At 56.3% G+C, this 24,519-nt stretch carries 27 protein-coding genes and 1 pseudogene; 12 read left to right on the forward strand and 16 right to left on the reverse strand.

All coding sequences use genetic code 11. The features are described 5' to 3' along the window. Window positions 1-56: 56 nt before the first annotated feature. From AC1DM5_RS24125 to AC1DM5_RS24150, 6 genes are all read right to left on the reverse strand, one after another. On the reverse strand, window positions 57-686 hold the full coding sequence (locus AC1DM5_RS24125; RefSeq protein ID WP_164043004.1) for an HD domain-containing protein: 630 nt from the start codon (window positions 684-686) through the stop codon (window positions 57-59). A 96-nt stretch (window positions 687-782) separates the two neighbouring features. After that, on the reverse strand, window positions 783-1,541 hold the full coding sequence (locus tag AC1DM5_RS24130; RefSeq protein WP_164043006.1) for a GNAT family N-acetyltransferase: 759 nt from the start codon (window positions 1,539-1,541) through the stop codon (window positions 783-785). Next, window positions 1,538-2,245 carry a DJ-1/PfpI family protein gene (locus AC1DM5_RS24135; RefSeq protein ID WP_164043009.1) on the reverse strand — a complete coding sequence of 236 codons (708 nt, stop codon included), beginning with the start codon at window positions 2,243-2,245 and terminating at the stop codon, window positions 1,538-1,540. Before AC1DM5_RS24135 ends, AC1DM5_RS24130 begins: the two co-directional genes overlap by 4 nt. 10 nt (window positions 2,246-2,255) lie before the next feature. Continuing rightward, window positions 2,256-2,870 (reverse strand): carbonic anhydrase, encoded by a 615-nt coding sequence (locus tag AC1DM5_RS24140; RefSeq protein WP_164043011.1) that lies wholly within the window; start codon window positions 2,868-2,870, stop codon window positions 2,256-2,258. Window positions 2,871-3,185: 315 nt separating this feature from the next. After that, window positions 3,186-4,190 (reverse strand): alpha/beta fold hydrolase, encoded by a 1,005-nt coding sequence (locus tag AC1DM5_RS24145; protein ID WP_442082855.1) that lies wholly within the window; start codon window positions 4,188-4,190, stop codon window positions 3,186-3,188. A gap of 519 nt (window positions 4,191-4,709) precedes the next feature. Beyond that, window positions 4,710-5,612: an AraC family transcriptional regulator gene (locus tag AC1DM5_RS24150; RefSeq protein ID WP_164043015.1), complete on the reverse strand. Its 903-nt coding sequence runs from the start codon at window positions 5,610-5,612 to the stop codon at window positions 4,710-4,712. A 426-nt stretch (window positions 5,613-6,038) separates the two neighbouring features. Between AC1DM5_RS24150 and AC1DM5_RS24155 the strand changes: the two genes are divergently transcribed. From AC1DM5_RS24155 to AC1DM5_RS24170, 4 genes are all read left to right on the forward strand, one after another. Beyond that, a complete protein-coding gene (locus AC1DM5_RS24155; protein ID WP_164043016.1) occupies window positions 6,039-6,920 on the forward strand; it encodes an NmrA family NAD(P)-binding protein in 882 nt (293 codons plus the stop codon). Window positions 6,921-6,951: 31 nt separating this feature from the next. Then, window positions 6,952-7,326: a hypothetical protein gene (locus tag AC1DM5_RS24160; protein ID WP_164043018.1), complete on the forward strand. Its 375-nt coding sequence runs from the start codon at window positions 6,952-6,954 to the stop codon at window positions 7,324-7,326. 63 nt (window positions 7,327-7,389) lie between these two features. Beyond that, the gene (locus AC1DM5_RS24165) at window positions 7,390-8,106 is read left to right on the forward strand and encodes an SDR family oxidoreductase (protein ID WP_164043020.1); all 717 of its coding nucleotides are present in this window, start codon (window positions 7,390-7,392) and stop codon (window positions 8,104-8,106) included. Window positions 8,107-8,266: 160 nt separating this feature from the next. Further along, window positions 8,267-8,677: a MarR family winged helix-turn-helix transcriptional regulator gene (locus AC1DM5_RS24170; protein WP_442085793.1), complete on the forward strand. Its 411-nt coding sequence runs from the start codon at window positions 8,267-8,269 to the stop codon at window positions 8,675-8,677. Between the two features lie 256 nt (window positions 8,678-8,933). Here AC1DM5_RS24170 and AC1DM5_RS24175 read toward each other — a convergent pair whose 3' ends face one another. Both AC1DM5_RS24175 and AC1DM5_RS24180 read right to left on the reverse strand, forming a co-directional pair. Beyond that, window positions 8,934-9,500, reverse strand: a complete 567-nt coding sequence (locus AC1DM5_RS24175) for a hypothetical protein (RefSeq protein ID WP_164043022.1) — start codon at window positions 9,498-9,500, stop codon at window positions 8,934-8,936. Between the two features lie 128 nt (window positions 9,501-9,628). Next, window positions 9,629-10,303: a transcriptional regulator gene (locus AC1DM5_RS24180; protein WP_442082854.1), complete on the reverse strand. Its 675-nt coding sequence runs from the start codon at window positions 10,301-10,303 to the stop codon at window positions 9,629-9,631. Window positions 10,304-10,906: 603 nt separating this feature from the next. Between AC1DM5_RS24180 and AC1DM5_RS24185 the strand changes: the two genes are divergently transcribed. From AC1DM5_RS24185 to AC1DM5_RS24205, 5 genes are all read left to right on the forward strand, one after another. Continuing rightward, window positions 10,907-11,287 carry a winged helix-turn-helix transcriptional regulator gene (locus AC1DM5_RS24185; protein ID WP_442082853.1) on the forward strand — a complete coding sequence of 127 codons (381 nt, stop codon included), beginning with the start codon at window positions 10,907-10,909 and terminating at the stop codon, window positions 11,285-11,287. A 336-nt stretch (window positions 11,288-11,623) separates the two neighbouring features. Then, window positions 11,624-12,376: an SDR family NAD(P)-dependent oxidoreductase gene (locus tag AC1DM5_RS24190; RefSeq protein WP_130685661.1), complete on the forward strand. Its 753-nt coding sequence runs from the start codon at window positions 11,624-11,626 to the stop codon at window positions 12,374-12,376. A gap of 73 nt (window positions 12,377-12,449) precedes the next feature. Continuing rightward, window positions 12,450-12,869: a nuclear transport factor 2 family protein gene (locus AC1DM5_RS24195; protein WP_130685662.1), complete on the forward strand. Its 420-nt coding sequence runs from the start codon at window positions 12,450-12,452 to the stop codon at window positions 12,867-12,869. Window positions 12,870-12,927: 58 nt separating this feature from the next. Continuing rightward, on the forward strand, window positions 12,928-14,226 hold the full coding sequence (locus AC1DM5_RS24200) for an epoxide hydrolase family protein (protein ID WP_477975830.1): 1,299 nt from the start codon (window positions 12,928-12,930) through the stop codon (window positions 14,224-14,226). Window positions 14,227-14,415: 189 nt separating this feature from the next. Further along, window positions 14,416-14,817, forward strand: coding sequence for a DoxX family protein (locus AC1DM5_RS24205; protein WP_130693339.1), 402 nt, complete (start codon window positions 14,416-14,418; stop codon window positions 14,815-14,817). A 194-nt stretch (window positions 14,818-15,011) separates the two neighbouring features. On the opposite strand, the pseudogene bioD reads toward AC1DM5_RS24205, so the two are convergent. The 8 genes and pseudogenes from bioD to AC1DM5_RS24245 form a co-directional block, all read right to left on the reverse strand. After that, window positions 15,012-15,281 (reverse strand): annotated as a pseudogene (gene bioD, locus AC1DM5_RS24210) (ATP-dependent dethiobiotin synthetase BioD); the annotation flags it as partial. Between the two features lie 224 nt (window positions 15,282-15,505). Further along, the gene (locus AC1DM5_RS24215; protein ID WP_130685699.1) at window positions 15,506-15,997 is read right to left on the reverse strand and encodes a c-type cytochrome; all 492 of its coding nucleotides are present in this window, start codon (window positions 15,995-15,997) and stop codon (window positions 15,506-15,508) included. 323 nt (window positions 15,998-16,320) lie between these two features. Further along, on the reverse strand, window positions 16,321-16,629 hold the full coding sequence (locus AC1DM5_RS24220) for a hypothetical protein (protein ID WP_442082851.1): 309 nt from the start codon (window positions 16,627-16,629) through the stop codon (window positions 16,321-16,323). Between the two features lie 316 nt (window positions 16,630-16,945). After that, window positions 16,946-17,467: a cupin domain-containing protein gene (locus tag AC1DM5_RS24225; RefSeq protein ID WP_130685665.1), complete on the reverse strand. Its 522-nt coding sequence runs from the start codon at window positions 17,465-17,467 to the stop codon at window positions 16,946-16,948. A 689-nt stretch (window positions 17,468-18,156) separates the two neighbouring features. Then, a complete protein-coding gene (locus tag AC1DM5_RS24230; protein ID WP_130685666.1) occupies window positions 18,157-18,558 on the reverse strand; it encodes a hypothetical protein in 402 nt (133 codons plus the stop codon). A gap of 672 nt (window positions 18,559-19,230) precedes the next feature. Continuing rightward, window positions 19,231-19,953: a winged helix-turn-helix domain-containing protein gene (locus AC1DM5_RS24235; protein ID WP_163884378.1), complete on the reverse strand. Its 723-nt coding sequence runs from the start codon at window positions 19,951-19,953 to the stop codon at window positions 19,231-19,233. Window positions 19,954-20,108: 155 nt separating this feature from the next. Next, window positions 20,109-21,443 (reverse strand): GAF domain-containing protein, encoded by a 1,335-nt coding sequence (locus AC1DM5_RS24240; RefSeq protein ID WP_130685667.1) that lies wholly within the window; start codon window positions 21,441-21,443, stop codon window positions 20,109-20,111. Further along, the gene (locus AC1DM5_RS24245; RefSeq protein ID WP_442082849.1) at window positions 21,424-21,915 is read right to left on the reverse strand and encodes a hypothetical protein; all 492 of its coding nucleotides are present in this window, start codon (window positions 21,913-21,915) and stop codon (window positions 21,424-21,426) included. Before AC1DM5_RS24245 ends, AC1DM5_RS24240 begins: the two co-directional genes overlap by 20 nt. 305 nt (window positions 21,916-22,220) lie before the next feature. On the opposite strand from AC1DM5_RS24245, the gene tnpA reads away from it, so the two are divergent. The 3 genes from tnpA to tnpC all read left to right on the forward strand — a co-directional run. Continuing rightward, entirely contained in the window at window positions 22,221-22,610 is a 390-nt protein-coding gene (gene tnpA / locus AC1DM5_RS24250; protein WP_157629649.1) for an IS66-like element accessory protein TnpA, read from the forward strand. Further along, window positions 22,607-22,954 (forward strand): IS66 family insertion sequence element accessory protein TnpB, encoded by a 348-nt coding sequence (tnpB, locus tag AC1DM5_RS24255; RefSeq protein ID WP_477975834.1) that lies wholly within the window; start codon window positions 22,607-22,609, stop codon window positions 22,952-22,954. The genes tnpA and tnpB overlap by 4 nt, the downstream gene beginning before the upstream one ends. Window positions 22,955-23,020: 66 nt before the next feature. Further along, window positions 23,021-24,519 (forward strand): IS66 family transposase (tnpC, locus tag AC1DM5_RS24260; RefSeq protein ID WP_477975836.1); only part of this gene is annotated, 1,499 nt, incomplete at its 3' end.

The raw sequence follows: 24,519 nt of genomic DNA on the forward strand, positions 1-24,519 counted from the left end.
TTTGCGGATCGGCAATCAACGTGTCGAGTAAGTCAAGGTGTCGATCGAACAGCCGCCTACTCGTCGAACGGAGCGCCGTCCAACCAGACTTGCGGGTCGGGTATATCGAGTTTCCCGTTCCGCTGATGCTCAATGCAGGTGCACATATGAAAGCGGTGCGGATACGGCTGTTTGCTGTCGAGTTCTTCGCGATGCATTTCATAGAAGCCCCGCTTGAATCCCAATCGTGGGTATCGCCGCACCACCTCGGTTACATCGTCAGGATCTAGCTTTATTTCGGGTGGCAAGGCGATGACGTCATAAAGGATGCCGAGCTGCGTTATGCGTGCTTCATCCTCCTTGAAGAGATTGAGATCCCAGGTATGGGCGGCAATCGTGGTCCACACCTGCCAAGTCCGGTCGTCGGCGACGCCGTGGTCCTTGAGGAAGCGGCGTGCTGCATGCGCACCCTCGATCTCAAAGCGATTTGGGCCGCGGCCAACGTCGGTGAATCCAAGATCGTGCAGCGTCGCCGAAAGGAAAATCATCTCGCGGTCCGCTTTCGAGTTTTCTTTCTGCGCGAGAAGCTCGGCGAAATAATAGCAACGCATGAGGTGGTTAAAGAGCATGTCATTGGACACCGATCGAACGAAGTCCACGGCTTTGCGGACAATATCGGTGTCCGGAGCTTTGATTTCCGAGAGCATTGCTTTTCTCCAAGGATATTCCGACCGACGGTGGACCGGCCTAAGTGACTCGTTGCCACATTGGCAGCTAAAACATTCCGACCTCTAATCCAGCAGCTATTCCTTGATAGGGTCGGCCGGTGCGGGGGAGAGGCCGGTAACGTGCAATCGTCGGCGTTTGACGAATCCGAGTTTTTCATAGAGCGCGATCGCAGATTGGTTTCCCGCATAAACATGAAGAAATGGAATGCCGCCATTTGACCTGATGCGCGTGCAAAGCTCGACAGTTAGCATTTGTGCCAGTCGCTTTCCCCTGTGGTCGGGGTGGACGCAAACCGCGCTGACCTCCACCAGACCACCGAACCGCATGCGTTCACCGACCATCGCCACCAGCGTGCCTTGCTGGCGAATTCCAAGATAACGCCCAAGCTCAATGGTCCGAGCTGTAAAGGGACCAGGCTTCGTCAGGTTCACCAATTCCTGCATGTCAGGGACATCTGCTGGGGCTAGGTCGAAACATTGGAGCGTCATCTCTGGCGCCCGCTCCGGGATGCTTTGGGCTACCATCTGATAGCCTTCGCCCAACACGGACGCTTCAAATGAGGTCGGCGGATCGAGACGTTGCGTCGTAAACAAGGCAACCTGGTCAGCGCTGGTCAGCAGCGTGCCGAGCTCAGCGTAAGCATCCGGAGTTGCTTGCTCCATCGCGGCGAATACCGAAAGTGCCGGTTCATAGCGGCGAGCAAGCCTTCCGCCTTTGGACACCGTCTGCTGGTCCATCGTCAGTGCCGACCAAATTGGATTATCAAGCATAGCGACCTGAGCGTCCCGCAACTTACCCTCCTTGGAAAACGATCGAATGGTCGTCGTGCTCATTGTACCGTGGCCCCCAAGGCGACCATAAGATCGGCTGCTGCACGCTCGACTATTGCCTGGCCGTCAGGCGCCGCGGCAGCTATGCGTGCGATCACCGCATCGCGAATATTCGGCGCCGCGGCCTCCGGGCGCCCCGAGCCGAATGGTGGTTCCGGTGCATATTCGAGGTTCAACTGCACCGCCTCAGCCACTTCGTGTCCTGCGAGTTCCGCTATCATGACCAATGCGAAATCGATGCCCGCCGTGACGCCGCCGCCGGTAATGATCCGGCCGTCACGGACGACCCGAGAGTCATCGGGGATCGCGCCGAACAAAGGAAGCATATCCCGGAACGCCCAGTGGCAGGCCGCGCGTTTTCCTCCAAGGAGCCCTGCAGCGCCCAGGATCAGCGACCCCGAGCAAACGGAAGTCACATAGCGGGAACTGCCGGCCAAGCGCCTGATCTCATCCATGTAACGGCCGTTTTCAATCGCGGCGAAGCAACCGCTTCCGCCGGGCACGCAGAGAATGTCGCAACGATCAACCGCTTCGAGGTCCTCAAGAGAACTGAACGTTAGGCCGTCAGCGGTCACTGGCTCTGCGTTGACGGAGGCGACCAAAACCTTCGCGTTTGGAATTCTCGAGAGGAACTGGTGCGGGCCAGTAAAATCGAGGTGGGTCATGCGATCAAAGATCGGCATGACGACGGTTAGATGATCGACCATGGAAGCCTTCCTAGGCCAAAGCTGCGGCAGACGCGGGAATGTCACGCGCCACCTCGGTCAACGCGCCCGAATTGATTTCATAGAAGAAGCCGTAGAGCTTGACGTTCTTCGGCACTGCCGGGCTGGCGCGAAGCAGCTCGACGTCATGCCTTATGGATTTCTCGAAATCGGTAATGGCAAGGCTGTCGTGATCAAACAGCGTCGAGATGTCCGCGTGATGGTGCTCGTGGAAATCGCCGATGAGGAGCTCCGGCGTGAAAGCAGTCGCGCCACAGAAGGAGTGATGCACCACAACCACCTTCTGAACTTTGAAGAGATAGTCCATGGTCGCGACCGATTGCAGCGCCGCAAGCGCACGGCCGCCAGCGTTTGACACTGCAAACAAAGTTTGCGTGTGGCCGACCCGGTTTCCGGCTTCATCGAGAATGTTCTCGCCCGGATAGACCTCATCCCCGAAATGGTCGGCGACTGCCTTAGGAATTTCAGACGCGCGGGGATCAATGCAGTGGATCACGATCGTCTTCATAGGGATGAACTGGCTAAATCCCTGGAAATTGGCTTGATCGAACCATGACTGGTCGAACCATGGCTGTGTTCTGAACTCGAATTCACTGTATTTCGTCATATCCTCGTTCCACTTTCTCGGCGGTCGATTTGAGGGCTCGAGCGCTGTTTCCGCGCTTCAATCGCCGCCGAATATAGATCGTCGTATCGCGGCGGAAATGACATAGTGCCCTCGATTTCTGCCAATCATTAGTTGCTCAGCCTCATGCGGGACCAGCGGATCGAGGCCGCCGGAAGATCGACAGACCTTGGTTAGGTCCTGGGCCTGATTGTCGCTGAAGGCCGCTGCACGACCCGCTTGACCAACGCTCCTTGACACTACCTCCAGGGGGGAATTCAAGCGTCAGCTATACGCGAGGCGCCTCGGTGCGCCGGCTTACGCCTCTGCAAGTAAGAGCCGAGCAACCTCCTCCGGCTTGTCGATGATCAGCCAATGACCGGCCTCTACTGACTTGACCGTGGCATGCGGAAAGTTCGCGGCGATCGCATCCGCAGCTTCCGGCGTCAGATAGGGATCTTCAGTGCCCCAAATGAGAGTCACCTTAGGCGCGAATTTGCGGACGTCAGGCAGTCGGGTCGTATTGTACGCAACGTTTTCCCGTACCTGAGACGTCATCTGTCGAAAAGCCGGCCCCGCACCGCTCGCGAAGTTGTCCCGAACAATCGGCCGTAAAATGCCTGTGAAGCGGTCTTTGAGAGCGGGAGGCATTTTGGCTTGGAAATGATTGTCCTGAAAGGTTAGCAGCCAATTCATCATCTCCGGCGTGTTTAGAAATTCTTGCGCGAGGTCCTTGAGCCCTGGGTCACCAAAGACTTCGATGATTTCGGGAAGCCGTAACGTCGGCGATTCTGCGTAATAGCAGTTCATCAGGCAAAGCCAGGCAATCCGATCTGGATGGTCAATCGAATAGTTGATGGCGCAGGGGCCTCCTGCGTCGTGGCCCACCGGAACGAACTTGTCGAGCTTCAGCGCGTCGGCCACGGCCGCTAAATCGCCCACCTGTTGTTCGAAGGTGTACGGATAATTCTTCTGCGTGATCTTTTCCGACTGCCCAAATCCAAGAAAGTCGAACACGACAACCCGCCGGCCGGCCTTCGCCAGATAGGGAACCACATAATCGTAGATGTGGAGATTGTCAGGAAAACCGTGCATCATGACGTAAGCTGGATCTTGCCCCGGATATTCACGGGCGTAGACCACGTGGCCGTCATGTATTATGTGATGCTCGACATATTTAACCGCCGAGGCCATTGGAGGCTCAAGACCGCCTGAAGCTGCTGCGGCGCGCTTCGAAATCGCCAGGGAGAATACCAGACCGCCGGCGGCCGCGCACAGCATATCGCGACGAGACTTCAGGATTTGGTCTGCTGGATGGGTCATTTGAAAGTTCCTCATTTGGACAGACTAAATGCTGATGTTGGCTAAGTGACATCACAGCGGCATGCTTCGCCGCGAGTCTGCTCGTCCCTATGTCTGCGAAATGGGCTGATGACCGTCGAAAACGCGCTTCCAGACGCTTCCAGACTGGGGCTGCAACGATTGGAGTGGCGTCCATTACCAAGCAACGCCCAGTCGATCGCGTGGCGTACGGCGCCGCACATGCATCCGCTCGATATTTGATCGGGCCCTTGGGGCTCGCTGGCTTTGCGGTTGTTTCCGGGTCACATATCCCTCGTTGCGTGTCTTGTGGACAAATCCCGGAACTCGCTTCGGGTTTTGAGCAACGTAGTGACACGGGGGATTGGGCTCTAGTATTGAACCATCCTCTTTGGGACGATCCGACAGTGTTGATCACATCGTCCCCGCAAAACCTTCGCCAGCCTCGTCGAGTTGTGCGGGATTGCGAGTTTGATAGCGCTTTTGCAGCCCGGAGGTCCGAGATTGTTCAGGGTTGAAACGCTACTCTGAGTGCCGCCGCCGGCGCCACTGGGCGGGACTGATGCCGTCCAGCCTGAGGAAATGCCGCCCCAGATGACTTTGGTCGACGAACCCACACATGATGGCGATCTCGGCCAGGCTTTCCATGGTCTGGACCATCAACGATTTTGCCCGCTCGATCCTACGACTTGTGATCCACTGGTGAGGCGTCATGCCGAGCGTGACGCGAAAGGCTCGCGCAAAATAGCTCGCGGATATACCGCACTCCCGACTTAGCTCAGCAATGGAGGGATCGTCAGCGAGATTCGCCTCGATGAAGTCGCAGGCGCGACGGACTTGCCACGGTGTCAGTCCGCCGCTTGCGCGAGCGCCTCTGCGAATGTCGCCATAGGTATAAATGACGTGATCATGCAATGCTAAAGCAATATACTCCATAAAAGCTGTGGTTACCGGCACCGAATGGAGAATTGCGGGCCGTAGTGTGAGAGCTAGATGATAAAGAACCGCATCGTCTTGTCCGAGGCAAAGGGCCCGGAGACCTCCGACGCGGGGAAGGCCTTTCTCATAAGCCATGCAGTCGATGGCAGTTTGTGGCAGATGAATGCGTATGCTGTCGTAAGTCGTGTCCAGACTAACTTCGTTTCTCGAAGTTAGATCGAATAAATAAGCCTTTCCCGGATCCTGAACGACGGATTGCCGCCTGCCATCGATCGACACGATCGGATAGCGTGCAGGTGCCAATGGGACATTGAAGACGAAAGCCTCCTCGCGGGGAGATGGCACAGACAGGCCAGGCTGAGGTTCTAGGCTCTTGAAGTGCGAAAACGCAATTTCCGACGCACCTGCAATTCGAGCGGCGACGGTTGGAGGCGGCGGGATGTTGTATCCCCTGCCAATGGCGACGGACACCCGATCGGCGAGCACGCGAACCTCCTATCCGGTCTCGATCCTCTTTGGATCTCCTCGATCCGCTCCCCGAGACTTGCCACGCGAAGGAAATGAGAGACATCCACCAAAGTGCAAAACGATGTCGGATGGATGATACCAACTTAGGCGCCTTCCTACCAGATCCCATCCCACCACGGCCCTATCATCCGACAAACGCAAGTGTCCGCAATAAGCAGCAGGTCCCGAGTAGCCTAGTAAGGGCCCCAGGCAGAACCGAGCGAGACTAATCGTGCCCGCGACCATCCGAGCGATACATCCCCGTGATGCATCGTTTGAGTAGAGCGCGCGAAGCCATCAGAGGAAGCGTCAACAGATTAAGAGCATATGCTCTCTTGAACATGAGAGCATATGCTCTTATATCCTATCTCAAGCGAATTCTCCTGAACAGGAAAGGAACAGGTTATGAGCGAGGCAACCATCCTCATCAGCGGTGCAACCGGGCGGACCGGTGGCGCGGCGATCGACGAGCTCCTCAAGATCGGCAAGCACGTGCGCGCTTATGTGCGCTCGGATGACGAACGTGCGGCAGCCCTCAGACAGCGCGGGGTCGAAATCGCCGTCGGTGATTTCACCGACATCGATGACATCAGGGCTGCGATGGAGGGCGTCACGTCGGCCTATTTCCTGCACCCGATCGCACCCGGCATCATCGGCGCCGCCGCGTATTTCGCGCAGGCGGCAAAGGAGGCTGGTGTCTCGGCGATCGTCAACATGTCGCAGATTTCGGCACGGCGCGAATCGGCAAGCCACGCCGCCCAGGATCACTGGGTTTCGGAGCGCGTCTTCGACTGGTCGGGCGTGGCGACCACCCACCTGCGTCCCACCTTCTTTGCGGACTGGCTCGTCTATCCGCATTTCGCCAAGGAGATCTGGGCAAAGAAAAAGATCGAGTTTCCGTTCGAGAACGGCCGTCATGCGCCGATCGCTACCGATGATCAGGGCCGTGTCATCGCCCATATCCTGGCCAATCCGGAAGGCCATGGGGGCAAGACCTACACGCTCACCGGCCCGATCGAACTAAACCACGCCGAGATCGCCGCGGCCATGAGCGAGGTTCTCGGCGCGAAGATCGAATACGCGCCGACCTCCATCGACCAGTTCCGCGGCAATATGGAGAATGTCTACAAATTTCCGCCCTTCCTGACCCAGCATCTCGTCGAAGTCGCTCAGAATTACCGTGACGGAATTTTTTCGGGCGCCAACGATGCGGTCGAGGAGATCACCGGAACACCGGCTCTCTCTGTGCAACAATTCATCGCTCAGAATCGGGTTGTTTTTGCCTGAGCGCGGGCTCGAACCAATAGAGGGTTGAATTATGTCGAATACTCAGGATCAGCGCCACCCTTTCCTCGACGATCTGACTGTGGACGCGGAGCTGACCAGCTCCGTGCTGCGAGGTTCCGTCATCGGACGCGACGAGATTAAGCTGGCCGTCAACACGGTCGGGACCTTCTACGCTTCGCAAAATCCCACCTTTCTCGAGACTGTTGGCTCGCGCCTCTTTCTCGAATACGAGGCGGTCCTGACAAGCGGGGAGAGCCTTAACGCCGTCGTCGTTGTCGACCGGAATCCCGATGGTTCGGTGCCACGCGTCAGCGTGCGGATGAGCCCGCTTGGTGCTGTGTTGTCACTCGCCGCCAATCTTCGCGAGGCACTGTCCGACCAGTTGCCGGAGAACCTTTTTCTTTAAACCCAATGCGCGCAGGCGGGCTATTGGATGCCCTGATCTGTGGCCTTAGAGAGGTAATCTGTCATGGATGTCACCAACGCCACCGTCTTCACCACCGGGGCCAATCGCGGCCTGGGCCGAGCCTTTGCACGCGAGGCCCGCCGCCGCGGAGCGAAGAAGGTCTATGCAGGCATGCGCAATACGACGGACTTCGACGAACCGGGCATCATCCCCGTCCGGATCGATGTCACGGATAAGGCATCAATCGCAGCAGCAGCGGAATTGGCGGCGGATACTGATCTGCTGATCAACAACGCGGGCATCGCTGCTCTTATCGACGGGCCTCTGGCAAACGATGTCGAAGAGCAGTCGCAGCGTCTATTCAATACCAACTATTATGGCGTCGTCCGCGTCACGCAGGCCTTCGAGCAGATCCTGTCGGCCAAGCCGCGTGCTGCCATCATCAACGTGCTATCCGATATCGTGTGGCTTCCGCGGCCTATCTTGACACCCTATGCTGCATCAAAGGCGGCGGCATGGAGCTTCACGAACCAGCTTCGCTTTCACTTTCAAGATCGTAGCATCCAGGTTCTCGGTTTGCATGTCGGTTTCGTGGACACCGACCTGACCAATGGCATCGATGTGCCGAAGGCCAGCCCAGAGGATGTGGTGCGCCAGACCTATGACGCACTCGCCGCTGGCAAGAGCGAAATCATGGCCGACCAGGGAACGGCACTACTGAAGAGCACGCTTTCAGCCGAGGTGCCCGGTTATATCACACCGCCGCCAGGATTGTTCTAAGCGCCAAGATGTTAGAGAAACCGCCAAGCCGCAGGCTATGTGATGCGGAGTCTTGGACATTGCGCCATACAGCCTGCGGACAATAAGCAGGATTCGAAAGGAAAACGATTTGTTGTCGGCGAACCAACCGCTTGGAATCGATCAATGCAATTGCTCCGCCATGAGAAAGGCGAGCCGACAGATCACGCGGTTCTATGATGCCCATCTTGGGCCTGTCGGGCTGCGTATCACGCAGTTCCTGACCCTGGCGGCTCTCGACGAGGCTGACGGTGCCGCTGTCAACGCTCTTGCCGAACGGCTCGATATCGAGCGGACGGCGATGGGAAAGATGGTTGGCGTCCTGGAACGCGACGGCTTCGTCACGATCAAGCCATCACCCGTGGACGGCCGAGTTCGTATCATTGAACTCACGGACGAAGGCCGACGCTTGCATGAAAGAGCGGCTCCTCTCTGGCAGGATGCGCAGCAAGAATTCGAGCGACTGAACGGTAACGCCAGCGTCGCAACGCTCCGGCACAGCCTGAGAGAGATCGTCGTTGGCGACTTGCCGGCCCTCTCGCCCGGAGACTGAGCCTTCGGAAGAGATCCGCCGATGACGGACCAATCAAATGGACGAACGCCAACCGTCTTTGCCTATATCCTTCGGCAGGGGCTCTTCAGCAAACACGCACATCGTTCGAGAGCCTAGCTGTCGGCCACGGCGCGTTGCAGGACCAACATTCGTGCTCTTGAACAGAATCGAACCGGCGACACCTTATTCAAATCTGAGATTGTTCACTTGCAACAGGCTTGCAGTCGATCCTTGACTCAAAAGCACCGCAACATTTTCACCGTTCAAACCGCTCCAGCATTTTTCTTAACTGCGCATTTTGCAGCTTCAGCTTTCCGGCCAGCTGACCCCTGAGCACCCTGATCTCTTCATCCAGGTTCATTTCATCTGCAGCGTGCACGATCTGGGAGGCCTGGGAACCGTTCGAAATCGCCACCGCTTCTTTGCCGCGACTTCTTTGCTTGCGCGGTGCGACTTTGACAGTTCGCCTGATCTGCGTAGCATCATCATGTGCAGCGGTAACGTCGATGCCAGTACCGCCGGATAAAGCCGGATGAGCGGCCCCGACGGGTTTGATATCTTCGAGATCGACCTTATCGCCGCCACCGTTTACGGCTTCTTCGGAATGCACAGGCTCGACGGAAATTGCAGCGACTTGACCGTGACGAGATAGCTCTTCGCTTGCCGGTCGATCAGTGCCATTCACGCTCTCCTCGGCAGGCGCTTCAGTCGGACCCGCTATAGCCAACGCGTCCGGCGTAGCCTTCGTGGTCGAGCCGTTTTCTCGCTTTTGTTCTCGCCCCGGTGAGATCAGTCGGGCAAGAATTTTCCACGGAGACGCCATCTATCCGACCTCGTGCTTTATCCCGCAAGCAGGCAGTGAGTTTTAGTTCCGGCAACGGCATCCACCGCCGCCAAAATGTATGCTGGATAAGCATGGAAATGCGGCCGGCGGTTGACCGGCTGCCTATATCAATCGAGCTTGAGCCGCTTGCGCAGATCGGCATTTTCAGCGCGAAGCTTTTCAGCCAGAAGCTTGCGCAGCCGCTGATTTTCCTCTTCCAACTGCAAGAGATCTGCGATCTCGTCGATCGCCGTCATCGGCGCGGCCGGCGCTGTCTGCACAGCCTTTGGAGCACGGCGCACAGGTGCGCGTTTGGCGCTCGCCGTAGGTTCGATCACCCTTGCCTTGCGCCCTCTCCTCTTCACACCACCGGCCCCGGCCAGAGCAGCTGCTGGCTCTGCCATAGCGCCAGCTGACGCGGTCTCGAGTGCCGCCGCTTTCTTGGCGCGGGGTTTGCGCTGTTTCTTCGGCGCAATAGGCGTTTCAACAACGATCGGCGCATCGGCACTGGTTGCTGTATCAGTCTCGTCGGCCATGCTCATCTCCTGTGTATCTGATGCAGTTGTCGACGCCCCGAGAGGCGGTGTCAACAACGCCTCGGCTTGATCTGGTTCCGGTAAAGACATCTCATTGTTGGATTTGCCACTCTGAGAGCTCCCCGACAGAAACGGCAATGCCTCTTCCTCCAGGTCACGGGCGACGGACTTTAGATCCATGTTGCCCCAGATCGAGTTCGACCTGGTATCAAGCTTTCGCCTGCCGCTTTTGTACTCGACGGCAAAACTGCGTTGCACTTTTTTCAATATAGGAGGGCCTTGGAGGATCCGCGGGATGGTTTGGTGAAATGCTGGTATACCCGCAATAACGGTTAGCGTGCTGCCAGTCTATAGGCATGCTCATATCAGATCCACCGCACCATTCCGGGAGCAGAATTTGTAGCCAATCGAATGGAAGCTGACGGCATTCTATACGCTCAACGCTCTGGAAAGGAAACGGCTACCAGCAGTTCGTCCCGAGACGTTTTCACAGGTTCCCGACGATCCATTATGCGATCTGCCTGGCTTAAAACGTGAACCCCATAGCAACAAGTCGGACGCTGGCCTCGAAGCTCTCGCCCTGCCAGAATCATTGACCCCGCTCTTCAGGGTCAGTGGCGTAAAGGGTATTTATGGAACTCGGGACTGAAGGTGGAAAGCCGAAGTCCGGTTGATCGCGTCATTTGACATGCGATCGTCGCGGTTTAACCGTAGCCTCCCACACCGCGTGACACCTTGCCTTCGTCGCGGACGTCAACCTTCAAGCCCAAACCTAACCACGCATTACTTTCCATACCTCCACTTTTCCTTGCGGCTAATACTTGCGAAGCGTATTAAACCTGGCAAGTAGGATGAATTTGCAGAGGTAGTATGAAAAACCAGACTATAGCGGCACGAGTTTACGGGGAAGATTGTGAAGGCTGCGTGGGACCCGAACAAATCGACGTTATGCGTTTCCAGCGGGCAATTGGGGCTATCACCGGCAAGTGGAAAATCGAGATCGTATGCAGCCTGATCAATGGTTCGATGCGTTTCGGCGAACTTCGCCGTTCCCTGCCCGGTATAACTCAGCATATGCTGACCGAGCAGCTCCGTGACCTTGCTTGCAACGGCATCGTCATTCGCACCGCGTATGCCGAGATCCCTCCACGGGTCGAATACGCGTTATCCCAGGCCGGCATCGACCTCATGCCGACCTTCGCGACGTTGCGCGATTGGGCCTTGCGTTACGAAAATCAGTTGGCGGAGTAAGATCGCAAACCTTCATCTGTGTGACGGGTTCCTTTCGCTTGGCTTTCACATGTGTGCTTGGTATCGCTCGTGAAACGTTTGGCAGCTGTCGGTCACCCGAAGGCGACAGCTCGACCAGCGATCGACTGCAAGCCTAGCCGCTCAAGAACTGCCGCCGTTCAACTGAGTTTTCGACTTCGGCTTAGGCACGGCCCGTCAACCATCCATCAAAGCCAACGCCCATCATCGTTCGTCCTGTAGAACGCTAAGTGCAGGATTTGCAGACTACAGCCCCCATCGTTCTTGTTGCACATATGAAGACGACGGCGCTTCGCCGTAACTTCAAGGAGAAAGACGATGACGGACAGGTTTAAAGACAAGGTCGTAGTGATCACGGGCGGCTCGAGCGGTATCGGTCTTGCGGCGGCGAAGGCATTTTCCGCCGAGGGTGCGTCAGTATTCATCACGGGCCGCCGCCAGGACGCACTGGACGCAGCGGTGAAGCAGATCGGCGGCCGAGTCACTGCGGTCCGTGGCGATACGGCTGACCTTGCTGATATCGATCGCCTTTACGACGCTGTTCAGCAAAAGCATGCACAGATTGACATATTGTTCGCCAATGCGGGCGGAGGAGAAATGGTTGCACTCGGCGCGATTACTGAGGAGCACTATCAGCAGACGTTCGACTCGAATGTAAAGGGGGTCCTTTTCACAGTTCAAAAGGCGCTGCCGCTTCTGAAAGACGGCGCCTCCGTTATTCTTACAAGCTCTACCACAAGCATTTCCGGCACGCCGGCCTTCAGCGTCTATTCGGCGACAAAGGCAGCGGTGCGCAACTTCGCCCGCAACTGGATGCTCGATCTTAAGGACCGGCACATCCGCGTCAATGCGATCAGCCCAGGAGTGACCGATACTGCAGGACTCGACCAGTTGTTCGGCGGTGGCGCGCAGGCGCAGGGAACCAAAGACTACCTGGCGGGCCTCATCCCCGCAGGCCGCGTCGGCCAACCTGAAGAGATCGCAAAGTCCGTGCTGTTCCTTGCGTCCGATGACGCTAGCTTCATCAACGGAATCGAACTCTTCGTCGATGGTGGCTTGGCTCAAATCTGAAGTTCCACGTGTCGCTAAAAACCTCGGCGCAATCCCGTAGCCGAGGTTCGGCGTCCTCTCAAGGAAAGATGTCATGATACAGTCTGACGAATCTGCGGCGCGAATCCGCGAGTTGCTCGACCGGAACCTTCAGGAGGTTTTCGGCGAAAACGATGGCGTGCGGCGGCGCGCGGCGATCGGCGAGCTTTGGGCAGCGGACGCCATTCTCTACGTGCCCCCTGGTGCAATCACCGGGCACGACGCGATCGATAAGTTCGCTAGCGATCTGCGGGAGACGCATCCCCACTACGTCTACACACCGCATGGCAATCCTCAAGTGCTCCATAATGCGGGGCGATTGGCTTGGGGTTCCGGACCACGTGGTGAGACGCCTGAATATACCGGCTGGGATGTCATCACTGTCCGCGATGGCAAGATCACGGCACTCTACGTCTTCCTCGACGAGACCTCGGATGAGTTTCGCCGGGCCAGCGGTGAACCATCTACCTTGTAATCCAGCCCTAACGACATCCGGCTTGCCATAGTCGTTCGCAATTCTAAGGAGTTATACCGTGAACGCGAAATCATTTCCTCACCAAATCGAATCTGCTTCGAGGAGGCAAGTGCTGCTCAGCCTTGCGAAAGGCTTGGTAGTCGCGACGATGGGCGGACTTTCGTCGAGGGCGCTCGCACAGAACTCGTCATCTTCAATCGCCCCTGCGACGTCAGCGATTGTTCCTTTTCGTGTCTCCGTCCCGCAAGAAGCGATAGACGATCTCAAGCTGCGCCTCCGTATAGCGCGCTTCCCTGAGCAGGAAACTGCGCCCGATTGGGCCCAGGGCGTCCCGTTGGAAAAGGCCGAGGCGCTTATCGATTATTGGCGTGACAACTATGACTGGCGGCGCTTCGAGCGGCGTATCAATGCTGTTCCGCAGTACCGCACTGAAATCGACGGCCTTGGCATCCACTTCATCCATGTGCGATCAAAACATGCAGGGGCGCTACCGATGATTTTGACGCATGGCTGGCCGGGGTCGATCGTGGAGTTCTTAGATGTAATCGGCCCGCTCACCGATCCGACGAAGCATGGCGGCCTCGCGGAGGACGCATTCGATGTGGTAATTCCCTCGTTGCCGGGTTTTGCCTGGTCAGACAAGCCTAGCGAGACCGGTTGGACCGTTGAGCGGACGGCCCGCGCATGGGCCACGCTGATGCAACGACTCGGGTATACGCGCTGGGTGGCCCAAGGCGGAGACTGGGGTTCCGGGGTCACGCATGCCCTTGGCCACCTTCGGCCCGAAGGGCTGATCGCGGCGCACGTCAACTGGCAGTTCGTCGTGCCCGAGACGCTGCCCACACATCCGACACCAGAGGAGCAAACAGCCATTAATGGCGTCAAACGCTTTACGGGAGACGGCTACGGGTATTTCCGCGAACAAGCCACCCGGCCGCAGACGATCGGGTACGGACTGGCGGGTTCTCCCGTCGGACAGGCGATGTGGATCTACGAGAAATTTCAAGCTTGGACCGACAATAAAGGCCAGCCCGAGGATGCGCTGAGTATGGACGGAATGCTTGACGACATCTCGGTCTACTGGTTCACCAACTCAGCGGCATCGTCGGCCAGATTCTACTGGGAGAACGCGCGCAACGGACGCGGTGCCAATGCCGGTCGCATCGAACTACCGATGGCCGCGACAGTGTTCCCGCACGAGATATTTACGACAACCAAGGCATGGGCTCAGGCGCTCTGGCCCAACCTGTTCTACTGGAACAAGGTCGATCGCGGGGGGCACTTCGCAGCCTTCGAACAGCCAGCGCTTTTCACGGATGAGATGCGCAAAACATTCCGGACCATCCGCCGCGAATAGTCCCAGGCCTCGTTCCCGAGCCGGTAATCTTAACAGCGCTAGCATCGCGCTCCTCAAACGTATCCACAGCTGCCGGGCATGTCCGGTTCGGCGGCGCTACAGTAATGCTCGGACACAACCCACTAACTCAGAAAAAACTGGAGTTCAAACATGAATACCCAACCCTTTGCCGCCGATGTCCAGGCCTCGATGAGCGGCAACCAGATACCTGCGATCGTACCAGCCGCGGGGCGCGCGATGATTAGTGCGATTTTCATCCTATCCGGTCTGTCAAAGATCGCAGCTCCAGCAATGACGATCGGATACATCCAATCGGTCGGGCTGCCGTTGCCGACCATTGCTTTTGCCCTTTCGGCTTTCGTCGAGATTGTCGGCGGCATTGCGCTGCTGCTTGGTTATCGCACCCGTGTAGTCGCTGGCGTCCTGGCGCTGTTCTCACTTGCTACTGCTATGATTTTCCATAGCGCGCTTAGCGACCAGAACCAATTCATCCACTTCTTCAAGAATATTGCGATGGCCGGCGGCTTGCTTCACGTCATAGCGTTCGGCGGTGGACGGATCAGCATCGATGCCCGCGGCAATCGCAGGTGATCGCATCCGGAGCGGTCCTACGCCGCTCCGGCCAGCTTCATAGCTGAAGCCAGATTTGCAGAAGGAGAACGTCTGCTTAGTGCCAGCAGCGGGGCCGGAATGATCAGTGCACTGATCTTCCGCGTTTAAATCTCTAACAAGATGCGATCGTATGGTCGCTTCTCGATTCGCTAACGACAACGAAAGAGCGATAGCCCTTCGACGACCAAGGGTGCGTCTCGTGCGGGCAGGACAAGTTGGGCGGTGTCGATCACAACACCGTCCAGTTGGGCTGAGAGATGCGGCGATGCTGGAGTGGACAGACGATAGGCCTCCGGCAAGATCCGCTCGCTGGAAATTCCACTGAGCCGAAGCACGGTTTTGCAGTCGGTCTCTTCATAGAGGCCCGACTGAATCGGCTTCCAATAGTCGGCGCCGAGAGCGACGGTCAGCGCAGTCGAGAAAACCGTCTTGCCGACCCCGGTATGTCCTCATGCAAATCTAATCATAGTAGATATGTGTCCAAAATTATCTATTATTTCTCGGCACGCGAGCCCAGTGGAGATCCGGGCTTGGAATCGCGTAAATATGGGCAAACTGTCTAGTTCGATTTCACATCGAGCGACGAGGCGTGAAGGCATCCATCTGCCGTTCGTCACCCAAAAATTCGCGCGCAAGACAGCCGAATGCCCCTGGTTTATCGCACCGTTTAATTCGCCGAAGGATCCGGCGCCACAACTCTTAGAGTGGGTACGGTGACGCGCTCTGATGGGCCAAAGGGGCCGGGTACAGCGCTGTGAACTGGTGGGAGTGATTTAAGGTAAGCTGCTATTGCTTGAGCGTCCGCTTTCGTCAAATTGACAAATGCTGACCATGGCATAACCGGAGCAAGTTCTCTACCGTCTGGAGTCAATCCTTTTTGGAGAGCATTCACGATGTCATCTTCGGACCATTTCCCGATTCCGGTTTCTGTATCGGAAGTGATGTTCGGACCTACAAATGTCCCGAGATTGGGTACGAAAAAGCCCACATCGGAGCCACCGAGATATCTACTTGTATCAGATTTTCCGAGGAAATAGCCGGGAGTATGACAGTCGTTGCAGCCGCCAAGCTGCACGAGATACTTCCCTCGTTTGATATCACCAGTGGCATGCACGAGTGATGGTAGTGTGCATATGCTGAGCAAAATAACGGCAGTCATTTTGTGAATTTTGGAAAGAAATATCGGCATGATCGTCCTGCTGTGTTGACGCGGAGATTCTGGTATTCCGCTCACACAATATCGTGCCGAATTATGAGCTTGATTACTGAAAGGCTCGAGAGTGTTTCATTTGAAATCTCGGTCGCCTTCCGATTTCGCCCGGTACCGGCGTTGCAGAGCGGGACTRCAAGCGACGCTATACCGGCATCTATCCACGCTAACGACGAACGTGATTACGGACTAAGAGTAGGCATTTAAATTTTTGATCTGTGAAGCGCCAAAATGGAAAAACGCAATCGATACCCGTCTCGAACATCGCACGTTCAGATGTACAGGACGGAAAACCTATCTCGAAGCTGAAGACGCAACACTTTTTTCCTCCACGCGTAAAGCATTACCCTTGTCCCCGCCTGGACGGTCTCTCCTGACGACGGCCGTGAGCGGCCATATCCGGCAATAGAATTATTGTTGTCGTACGGGATCGCGATCGGCGCTCGACAGTACCACGCGAAGAATTTATCTACAGAAGCATGATCACCACCGAAGACACGATCGCATACCGCATCAGCCCCAGCTTGCTGCTGACGCCTTGCGAGATGCCGAGATTGCTCGCGGAGATCGACGATCTTCACATGGTAGGCTCCCGATTCCTATTCCTGGAGGGGCACATGGATTTCGCAGCACCGAGGTTTGACGCAGACCACGAAGTGGTGCTCCAGCATCTCCGGTCCCTGTTGAAACCTGAATATCGACGTGTGCCGGAGATGGTCGAGGTTGCCAACTCCTCAACTCAACTTCATTAGTCTGGATGACAGAACATGTTCTGCAGGGGCTGAAATTCAACACCTACCCTTGCGAACATCGGGCTGTAGTAATCGTCGTTACGGATCATGGTTGCGATGGCCGGCCGCCACTGGTGCGGCTCGACCTTGCTCTGTTCATCCGACGTTAGGCGATCCGCTCGCCACGGAAGATCGCATCCGCTTCATCCGCGGTCAAAGGCGGGCCGACGATGTCCATCCCGGCACTGTTGGCGACGGCTGTCAGATCCTCTACATCGCTCACAGTTAGCCCCCGCCGGGCGATCTCAGAAAAAAAGGTCTGAAACTCACCAGGCGACGTGATGACCTGCAATTGCACATCTTCATCGCCGGAGGACCGCCAAGTATGTGCAATGCCCTTGGGCAGCATTACCAAGTCACCTGGAAGCGCCGTCCCGCACTGATGCGGGGACCACAATGCGATACGGCCCTTTTGCACTAAGAAGATCTCTTCGTCGTTACGATGAATATGACGTGGAGGACTGAAACCCGCTGGTGCGCGATAATCCATGACGACAAGCGAGCTCGTGGCGGTTTCTGACGCCAGTCGGATACGGCCCATCTCACCCCATGAAGTTATCGCTATGCCCCCATCGGAGGGTCGATCGACGATCAAGTTACGGGCTTGCATGCCGTCTAGAATTTTCATGTTACTCTCTCTGTTGATTAGTTGACGTTGCTCAACGGTCTGAATCAAGGGAAACACCCCGAATGGACGAGTCGATTATGACGGAGCAAATTTTCTCGTTTTGTTTCCGTTTCTGGTATTCGACTACATCTGCAATATCCCGCCGCTTTGTGGTCGGCGCCGGGTAGGCCCGAACGACGCGCGTGACGTAAAAAGTAACACCACGTAGCGTAATCGCTCGGCGCCTGGCCCAAGCGGCGGCCACCCACTCTATGCCCTGCCAGTTGTGGCACAGTGCCTAAAGCCTAGGGAGAACCGCTGAAGTACTCCGGATACCGAGGCTTCCATGGGTGGCTAACCGTGGGTGATGCATTTGCTAGCGGTCTGATCTACAGGAAATCGCGACCCAGATCCGAACATAACAGTGACAGGTCGAATTATTACTCGATCTGCGCCGGGGCAGCCCACCCTGGCCGTGTCATCAATAAGATCAGCCACAGCGAACGCCGTTGCACCATCGCAAATGATCTCAATGCGAATCATGTCCGTGAAATCGGACTCGCATTCGATCCCCCGCCGGTGCAAGGATCGCGAGCTTCCGTGATAGACGCGGACGCCAGACCAAAAGAATTCGATGACCTCGATATCCGACATTGCCTCGTAAATCTCGGCCATCCTGAATGGCTCGACTGTCGCTTCGAAATATACGTTCACGGCAGCCATGTGTTGCGCGTCCCGTCTAGCGTCTGGCGATTGACGCCGATGCCTAGCAATGGCTGGTCCGACGTAGCGGCGAGGTGCGCGTGCAGCTTTTCGACGGTCCCACAGCAGTCCTGCGCAGAACTATTCTCGGTTGCCTGCCCCGCGAACAGGGTGCCCATTGCCTCAACCGTAATCGCCCCAACGTAAAAAGCGTCAGCAGCCAGTCCGAACGATTGCCAGAGACGGCTGATGAATCCCGCCTTGGGCGGGGTTTCTGGAACATGAAAGAAATCTGCGTAAGTAAGCAGCCCTTCATCCTCGATAACATTCAAAGAGTTACAGTTGTCTATGACGAGTTTGAGATAAACCGGCTGGCCGGTTGAAGCTGAAGACAGCAAGGGTTGAAACATTTTGATCTCCGAAAGTGACTTTGCAGTCACTAGCTACGGAGTCCCTGTTACAGCCCGGTAGGTCCGAACTCAGATTTGCCTACACCTGTAACGAGCCTCAATGGCCTCAGCGCACGGGGGTCAGCGTGACTCCGTTCGCAATTAAAACGCACAAGCCGTCGCCATTCCGAAGGTACTGCGTGATCGCCGCTTGGCTCGATCGCCGATCCTAACCGGACGGCTATGGCCTACATGTTCAAACTCGAGGATGAATTCCGGCCGTTCCTCAATGACGCTTGCGTCGATTTCGATTAAAATCGGGTCGAACCCTTGCTTGTCTGCGCGAGCTGCTCATCGCCCTCTCACTCGGGTGATCTCAGCTCAAGATCAAAAGAGCGTTGCCCTGATTCCGTAGGCCTGCGCCAAACGGACCACCGCCTCACAATTAGGCGAGTTAGGGGACACCCTAGCGTGCCCACTGGGCTTGCAGCACGCCCGTATTTCGACCCCTGAAACTGCATAGTCACCGGGACCGAGACGCCGCATACGCTTAACCAAGCGGCGCTCGATCTGTCTTTTGGGTGGCCGGCGGAGGGAGAGACGGTTGCCGTATAGCCGTGGCGTTTGATGTGGCTTGTTTCGCGGCTACACTTGAGGGGGCGTGTCGTTACAAGCTCTGCTGCGTTCACAATGCTAATACGAGCCTATATTAATCCCGAGGGGCAGTCGCTTCATCGTCACATCGGCATCGAAAAAGTACCCAGCGCCTCGCTCTGTCTTTATAAACTGATGTTTCGACTCCCGTTGTAGCTTTCGTCTCAACCGTAGAATATGCACGTCAATAGTGCGGTCGAATATCTCATCATCATGCATTCTAATTGCTGATATTAATTGCTCGCGAGAGAGCACTCTCCTAGGCGAACTGAGGAATGCGGTGAGCAGATTGAACTCTCCCGCGGTAAGTTTTATCTCGCTACCACTTGGACTGATAAGTTGCCGTTGTGCTGGGAGCAGCGCCCACTCCATGAAAGTGAAAACTCTGTTGTCTCGGCCAACGGAATGCTCAAGGGTGCTGCGTAGGCTTACCCGAATACGAGCAAGAAGCTCTTTGTTTCCAAATGGCTTAGTGATGTAGTCGGCAGCGCCAAGCTCGAGACCTACAACCTTATCGGTTTCATCGAGACGGGAACCGCTGATGATGATGATCGGAACTGCAAATGCCTCCGATGTGGCCTTCACCAGGTCTAGGCCGTCTTCATGCCCGAGGTTGAGATCGATCAGTATCAAGTCGACATCGTCATTGCGAAGAACTTCCGTAGCAGCGCGACCCGTTGCTGTCGCCGTTACACGGAGCTCGTGTGCTACAAGATAGTCCGTGAGGAAATTTCGAACTGATTCATCGTCATCGACGACCATAACGTGCTTAATGACTGCCTCCTGATCCAAAAATGGATTTGTAAAGCGTCACATGCATAGGCGAGCATGCTAGAAACGATACCTAAATGAATCCTAAAAAGCGGGCTTGTTCCTAAATATTTCCTAAGTCATCGATCTCGTCTTCGCGCCTTTTCCTAATCTTCAACAACGAGGTTAAGCCGGCCTCGGATCTCCAAGAGTAGCTTCCCTCGCCCGGTACGCAAAAGTCGCAATGGTAGTTCCAGCTCATCCAGCCGACGACGCAGCAGAAGAAGTCGCGTTTCCAGGTTGTCCTTGAATTCAGGAAGTACGTTCGAAAGGGAAGCCCGAAGCTCACGATTGGTGAATTCAAAGTCGCTAGCGGCGAGCCCGCGCTGCAGCATGTGTAGTAGAATTCTCGCGGCAACACCTTTTATGACATAGCGCCGAGCGATAAAAATGCTGTGGTCAAAGTTATGGTATACAGCATCAATGCTGAGGTCTGAGGTATCTGTCGTTGCAAGCGCTCGGCGCGAAGGCAACTCAGCCGTTCCGTCGGCGAGTAGCTCATTTAACGCCAGCAACACAGCTGCGTGGCGAGCAAGGATCTCAAGGCCGGATGTCACGGCATTATCGAATGCAAAGCGCTCTTCACTCTCGACAAACAAAACACCTTGTATCGCTGAAGACACGTTGAGAGGGATGGCAATTTGACTCATTGCATCGGCTAGGCCTGGAAGCGTAACTTCTCGCGTGAAAGGGTCTTCGGGCGATGTTTCAGTTATCGCCCCGCCCATGCGTCGCATACGGCTGAGGTCATTAATCCGTAATGTTGAGCCTGAAGCGGCGGCTTGACCTATCAGCCCAACGGACAGAGGCACTTCCGCACCAACGAGGTTTTGATTGTACCCAATCGCGTCCACTGCAGCTAAAACACCGCGTGCTTCGTCACTCAGCAATATCATCGCGTGCCGAAACTCGAAGACTGACAGCACGGCATCTAGCAACTTGGCAACTATTTCGCCGGAGTCGCTAAGGTCCGCAAGTTGGTGAGTGACCGCTGCCACCATCGTAATGTCGGGCTTAACCTTGGCCTGCGTTCGCGCTAAACGGGGAGCACCTACCGTTACGATCTCGTTGACTTTGAATAGCTCAATCGTCCGGAGACGCATTACATCGCTTAGGCCGGCTTGAGCGCTACTGACCTTCAGCTGCATGGCGATCGAGTCAAAGACCGAGCCATGATCAGAGGACGACTCCCAGGTAGCTAAGAGTTGATATTGCTGGCCACTCTGCGGATCCACGACGAGAAAAGTGACATGCGGGTCCGATCGGATATTCGCCGCAGTTTTGGCAAAAAACTGGTTCGAAATAGCGATCCGCTCGAGATCGACCGGAAGAATATGCGATAAATATGATATATTAGGCATTCCATCGGCGCTACGGGTGGCGATGATCGACGGATAGACGCCTTCAAAGCAGCTCGTAATATCAGAAAGTGTAATCGTCATTGATTTGATTCACGGCCTTCCCGGCGCGCAGACCTGGCGTTTGCTCATACATCTCTGAGACCAATATCCTTGCCTTCAGCAACGATTCGCCGCCAATCCACTCGTCGATAGCATTGGGGGTTGCTCCTGCAGCCTGAAAAAAATGCAATATCTTTGTTCGATAATCGGACACAAAAGATACATCTTCTGGATCCAGTCCCATCAGCAAAGCAGGTCCCTTGAACTGATACGAACGATAATCGCGAAGGCGCGTCACGGTCACGGCCATTCTGGATTTACGGGGGAATTCTGGTAGGACGTCTGGAAAGCGGCTCTGTGAAAAAAAGAGATCCAACGTGTGATCGTCGAAAGAGCGCAGACCTAACCCGCGTCCGATCGACGGCCACAGCGTGGATTTTTCAGTGCTGAAGATGAGCATAACGGGATCCGAAAGAAGTTCTCGGAGTTGCAATGTCAAGTTCGGTCCACTCATAGATACTCCTGTGTCTGAAACTCGCACACCCAGATGGAAACTAACTGGATGCTCCGAGAACGCAAACACACTACATTCGCAAGGCATTCCGCGCGGGCAATAGCGCCCGAAGGCCGAAGGTTAGCCTAGTGAAAAGCAACAAACTTGAAAACCGCAAATGTGGTCAATCAATCAGCATTCGTGCAGAACCCCTTCTTCTAAAGTAAGCGTCCGGTGAAGCCGTCTTTGAGATTTCCAGCGAACACCTGAAGTTACGTCACTAATTCCGTCATTAGAGACGTCATCAGGGATAAACTATGGGCCGCATGGAGATTTTGACGGGCGTCGAGCGTCGGCGTGATTGGTCGGACGACGAGAAGCTTTCGATACTGGAGGCGGCGGCGGAGCCGGGTGCCAGGATTGCCGACGTGGCTCGGCGGCACGATATCAAACCCCAGCAGATTTATGCCTGGAGGCGGAAGTTCGCGGCGGCGCAGGCTGAGCCGGTCGTTTCGTTTTTGCCGGTCGCATTGATCGCCACGGAAGCGAGCGACAACGCTGAGCGATCTGCTCCGGCGGACAAGCCTGCAGCGAAGCGGTCGGCACGCCCCACACGGATCGAGATCGGCTGCAAGGGCGGCCGTGTCTTGAAGGTCGAGGCCAATATAGCGCCTGACGTCCTGAAAGCGCTGATCCGCTCGGTGGAAGACGCATGATTGCGCCAGGCGCAAATGTGCGCGTCTATCTCGCCTGCGGCGTGACGGACATGCGCAAAGGGATCGATGGGCTGGTGGCGCTGGTGCAGTCGTCGCTTCGCCAGAAGCCCACGTCCGGTTCGGTGTTCGCGTTCCGGGGCCGTCGCGGTGATCGCATCAAGCTTTTGTTCTGGGATGGTCAGGGGTTTTGTCTTTATTACAAAATCCTGGAGAAGGGCCGCTTTCCCTGGCCGTCTGCGACCGATGGCACTGCCCGGCTGACATCGGCGCAGCTATCGATGCTGTGGGAGGGTATCGACTGGCGACGTCCGGCCTGGACATCTGCGCCGACACGGGTGGCGTAGAGCAGACGTCAATCTTTACAGTTAGATAGGTGGTGATCTGACGCCAAATCAGGTATAGATTTGGGCATGGAAACGAGCCACTCGATCCTACCTGATGATGTAGATGTGTTGCGAGCCATTATCGCTGCGCAGGCAGATCAACTGGCTGAACAGGCTCGAAAGCTCCAATCCCGCGACACGCTGATCGACAAATTGAAGGCGCAGCTTGCGGTTCTCAAACGGGCACGGTTCGGCTCGTCGTCCGAGAAGATGGACCGCGCCATCGAACAGCTCGAACTGGCGCTGGAAGATATCGAGGCGGCCGAGGCGGAAGCCATGACCCCGGCACTGTCGTCGACTGCCGGGGCGGCAAAAGCCAAACCGAGCCGTCAGCCATTGCCTGATCATCTGCCACGCTATGACGTAACACACCTGGCAACTTGTTCATGCCCGGTCTGCGGCGGCTTCGACTTCATCCGTGCAGGCGAGACCATCAGCGAGATTCTCGATTATGTCCCGGCCTCCTTCCGTGTCGTGCGCCATATCCAGCCGCGCTTCACCTGCAAAGGCTGCGATACACAGGTCCGTGCCGAGATGCCGTCACTGCCCATCGAACGCGGCAAGCCGGGACCGGGTCTGGTCGCCCATGTGCTGATCGCCAAATACTGCGATCACCTGCCGCTCTATCGGCAGTCCGAGATTTACGCGCGGGAGGGCGTCGACCTTTCCCGCTCGACCATGGCGGACTGGATCGGCAAGGCCAGCACATTGCTGGAGCCGCTGCTGGTGAAGATCAGGGACCATGTGTTCGCTGGCCATCGACTTCATGGTGACGACACGCCCGTTCCGGTCCTGGAGCCAGGCAAGGGCAAAACCAGGACGGGCCGGTTGTGGACTTATGTTCGCGACGGCCGTCCCCATGGTGACACGACCCCACCGGCCGTCTGCTACTTATTCAGTCCGGATCGCAAGGGACAGCATCCCAGGCAGCATCTGGCCACCTTCTCCGGCGTATTGCATGCCGATGGCTATGCGGGCTTCCGTGATCTCTACGAACCACACAAGCCAGGCAGTCCACCAAGCATTCTGGAAGCCGCCTGCTGGGCGCATGCAAGACGCAAGTTCTTCGATCTGACGGTATCCGGCAAAGTACCCATTGCCGAGGAAGCCCTGCGTCGGATCGGCGAACTCTACGACATCGAAAAGGCCATTCGTGGGGAACCGCCAGACGTGCGGAAAGCTGCGCGGCAACATGGCAGCACTCCTAAGGTCGAAGCCCTGCACTTATGGCTGGACGACAACCTCAAACACCTGCCGCAAAAATCCGGAACAGCGGAAGCAATCCGATATGCGCTTTCCCGTTGGAAATCGCTTTGCCGGTTCCTTGATGATGGCACTATCGAGATCGACAACAATGCCGCCGAACGGGCAATCCGACCGATTGCCGGACCTGAGTCATTGTGCGCTCCTTCTCTAAGTATCTGTAAACATTGGAAGCGTCTCCGTGTCAGCAATGCGACACGGGCGGCCCTTCAGGGCTATCGCGGCTTGGACCGTCGCAGAAGCCAGGTCGCTGACCCTGATTT

It is taken from the genome of Rhizobium sp. 01T437 (assembly GCF_056398505.1).

Excerpts from the sequence above, each read along its gene's own strand:
- AC1DM5_RS24170 (WP_442085793.1), top strand. The coding sequence starts at position 8,267 with ATGAGAAAGGCGAGCCGACAGATCACGCGGTTCTATGATGCCCATCTT.
- AC1DM5_RS24185 (WP_442082853.1), top strand. The coding sequence starts at position 10,907 with ATGAAAAACCAGACTATAGCGGCACGAGTTTACGGGGAAGATTGTGAA.
- AC1DM5_RS24190 (WP_130685661.1), top strand. The coding sequence starts at position 11,624 with ATGACGGACAGGTTTAAAGACAAGGTCGTAGTGATCACGGGCGGCTCG.
- AC1DM5_RS24160 (WP_164043018.1), top strand. The coding sequence starts at position 6,952 with ATGTCGAATACTCAGGATCAGCGCCACCCTTTCCTCGACGATCTGACT.
- AC1DM5_RS24235 (WP_163884378.1), bottom strand. The coding sequence starts at position 19,953 with ATGGTCGTCGATGACGATGAATCAGTTCGAAATTTCCTCACGGACTAT.
- AC1DM5_RS24125 (WP_164043004.1), bottom strand. The coding sequence starts at position 686 with ATGCTCTCGGAAATCAAAGCTCCGGACACCGATATTGTCCGCAAAGCC.
- AC1DM5_RS24155 (WP_164043016.1), top strand. The coding sequence starts at position 6,039 with ATGAGCGAGGCAACCATCCTCATCAGCGGTGCAACCGGGCGGACCGGT.
- AC1DM5_RS24225 (WP_130685665.1), bottom strand. The coding sequence starts at position 17,467 with ATGAAAATTCTAGACGGCATGCAAGCCCGTAACTTGATCGTCGATCGA.
- AC1DM5_RS24195 (WP_130685662.1), top strand. The coding sequence starts at position 12,450 with ATGATACAGTCTGACGAATCTGCGGCGCGAATCCGCGAGTTGCTCGAC.
- AC1DM5_RS24215 (WP_130685699.1), bottom strand. The coding sequence starts at position 15,997 with ATGACTGCCGTTATTTTGCTCAGCATATGCACACTACCATCACTCGTG.
- AC1DM5_RS24130 (WP_164043006.1), bottom strand. The coding sequence starts at position 1,541 with ATGAGCACGACGACCATTCGATCGTTTTCCAAGGAGGGTAAGTTGCGG.
- AC1DM5_RS24205 (WP_130693339.1), top strand. The coding sequence starts at position 14,416 with ATGAGCGGCAACCAGATACCTGCGATCGTACCAGCCGCGGGGCGCGCG.
- AC1DM5_RS24145 (WP_442082855.1), bottom strand. The coding sequence starts at position 4,190 with ATGACCCATCCAGCAGACCAAATCCTGAAGTCTCGTCGCGATATGCTG.
- tnpA (WP_157629649.1), top strand. The coding sequence starts at position 22,221 with ATGGAGATTTTGACGGGCGTCGAGCGTCGGCGTGATTGGTCGGACGAC.
- AC1DM5_RS24165 (WP_164043020.1), top strand. The coding sequence starts at position 7,390 with ATGGATGTCACCAACGCCACCGTCTTCACCACCGGGGCCAATCGCGGC.
- AC1DM5_RS24245 (WP_442082849.1), bottom strand. The coding sequence starts at position 21,915 with ATGAGTGGACCGAACTTGACATTGCAACTCCGAGAACTTCTTTCGGAT.
- AC1DM5_RS24175 (WP_164043022.1), bottom strand. The coding sequence starts at position 9,500 with ATGGCGTCTCCGTGGAAAATTCTTGCCCGACTGATCTCACCGGGGCGA.
- AC1DM5_RS24140 (WP_164043011.1), bottom strand. The coding sequence starts at position 2,870 with ATGACGAAATACAGTGAATTCGAGTTCAGAACACAGCCATGGTTCGAC.
- AC1DM5_RS24240 (WP_130685667.1), bottom strand. The coding sequence starts at position 21,443 with ATGACGATTACACTTTCTGATATTACGAGCTGCTTTGAAGGCGTCTAT.
- tnpB (WP_477975834.1), top strand. The coding sequence starts at position 22,607 with ATGATTGCGCCAGGCGCAAATGTGCGCGTCTATCTCGCCTGCGGCGTG.
- AC1DM5_RS24230 (WP_130685666.1), bottom strand. The coding sequence starts at position 18,558 with ATGTTTCAACCCTTGCTGTCTTCAGCTTCAACCGGCCAGCCGGTTTAT.
- AC1DM5_RS24135 (WP_164043009.1), bottom strand. The coding sequence starts at position 2,245 with ATGGTCGATCATCTAACCGTCGTCATGCCGATCTTTGATCGCATGACC.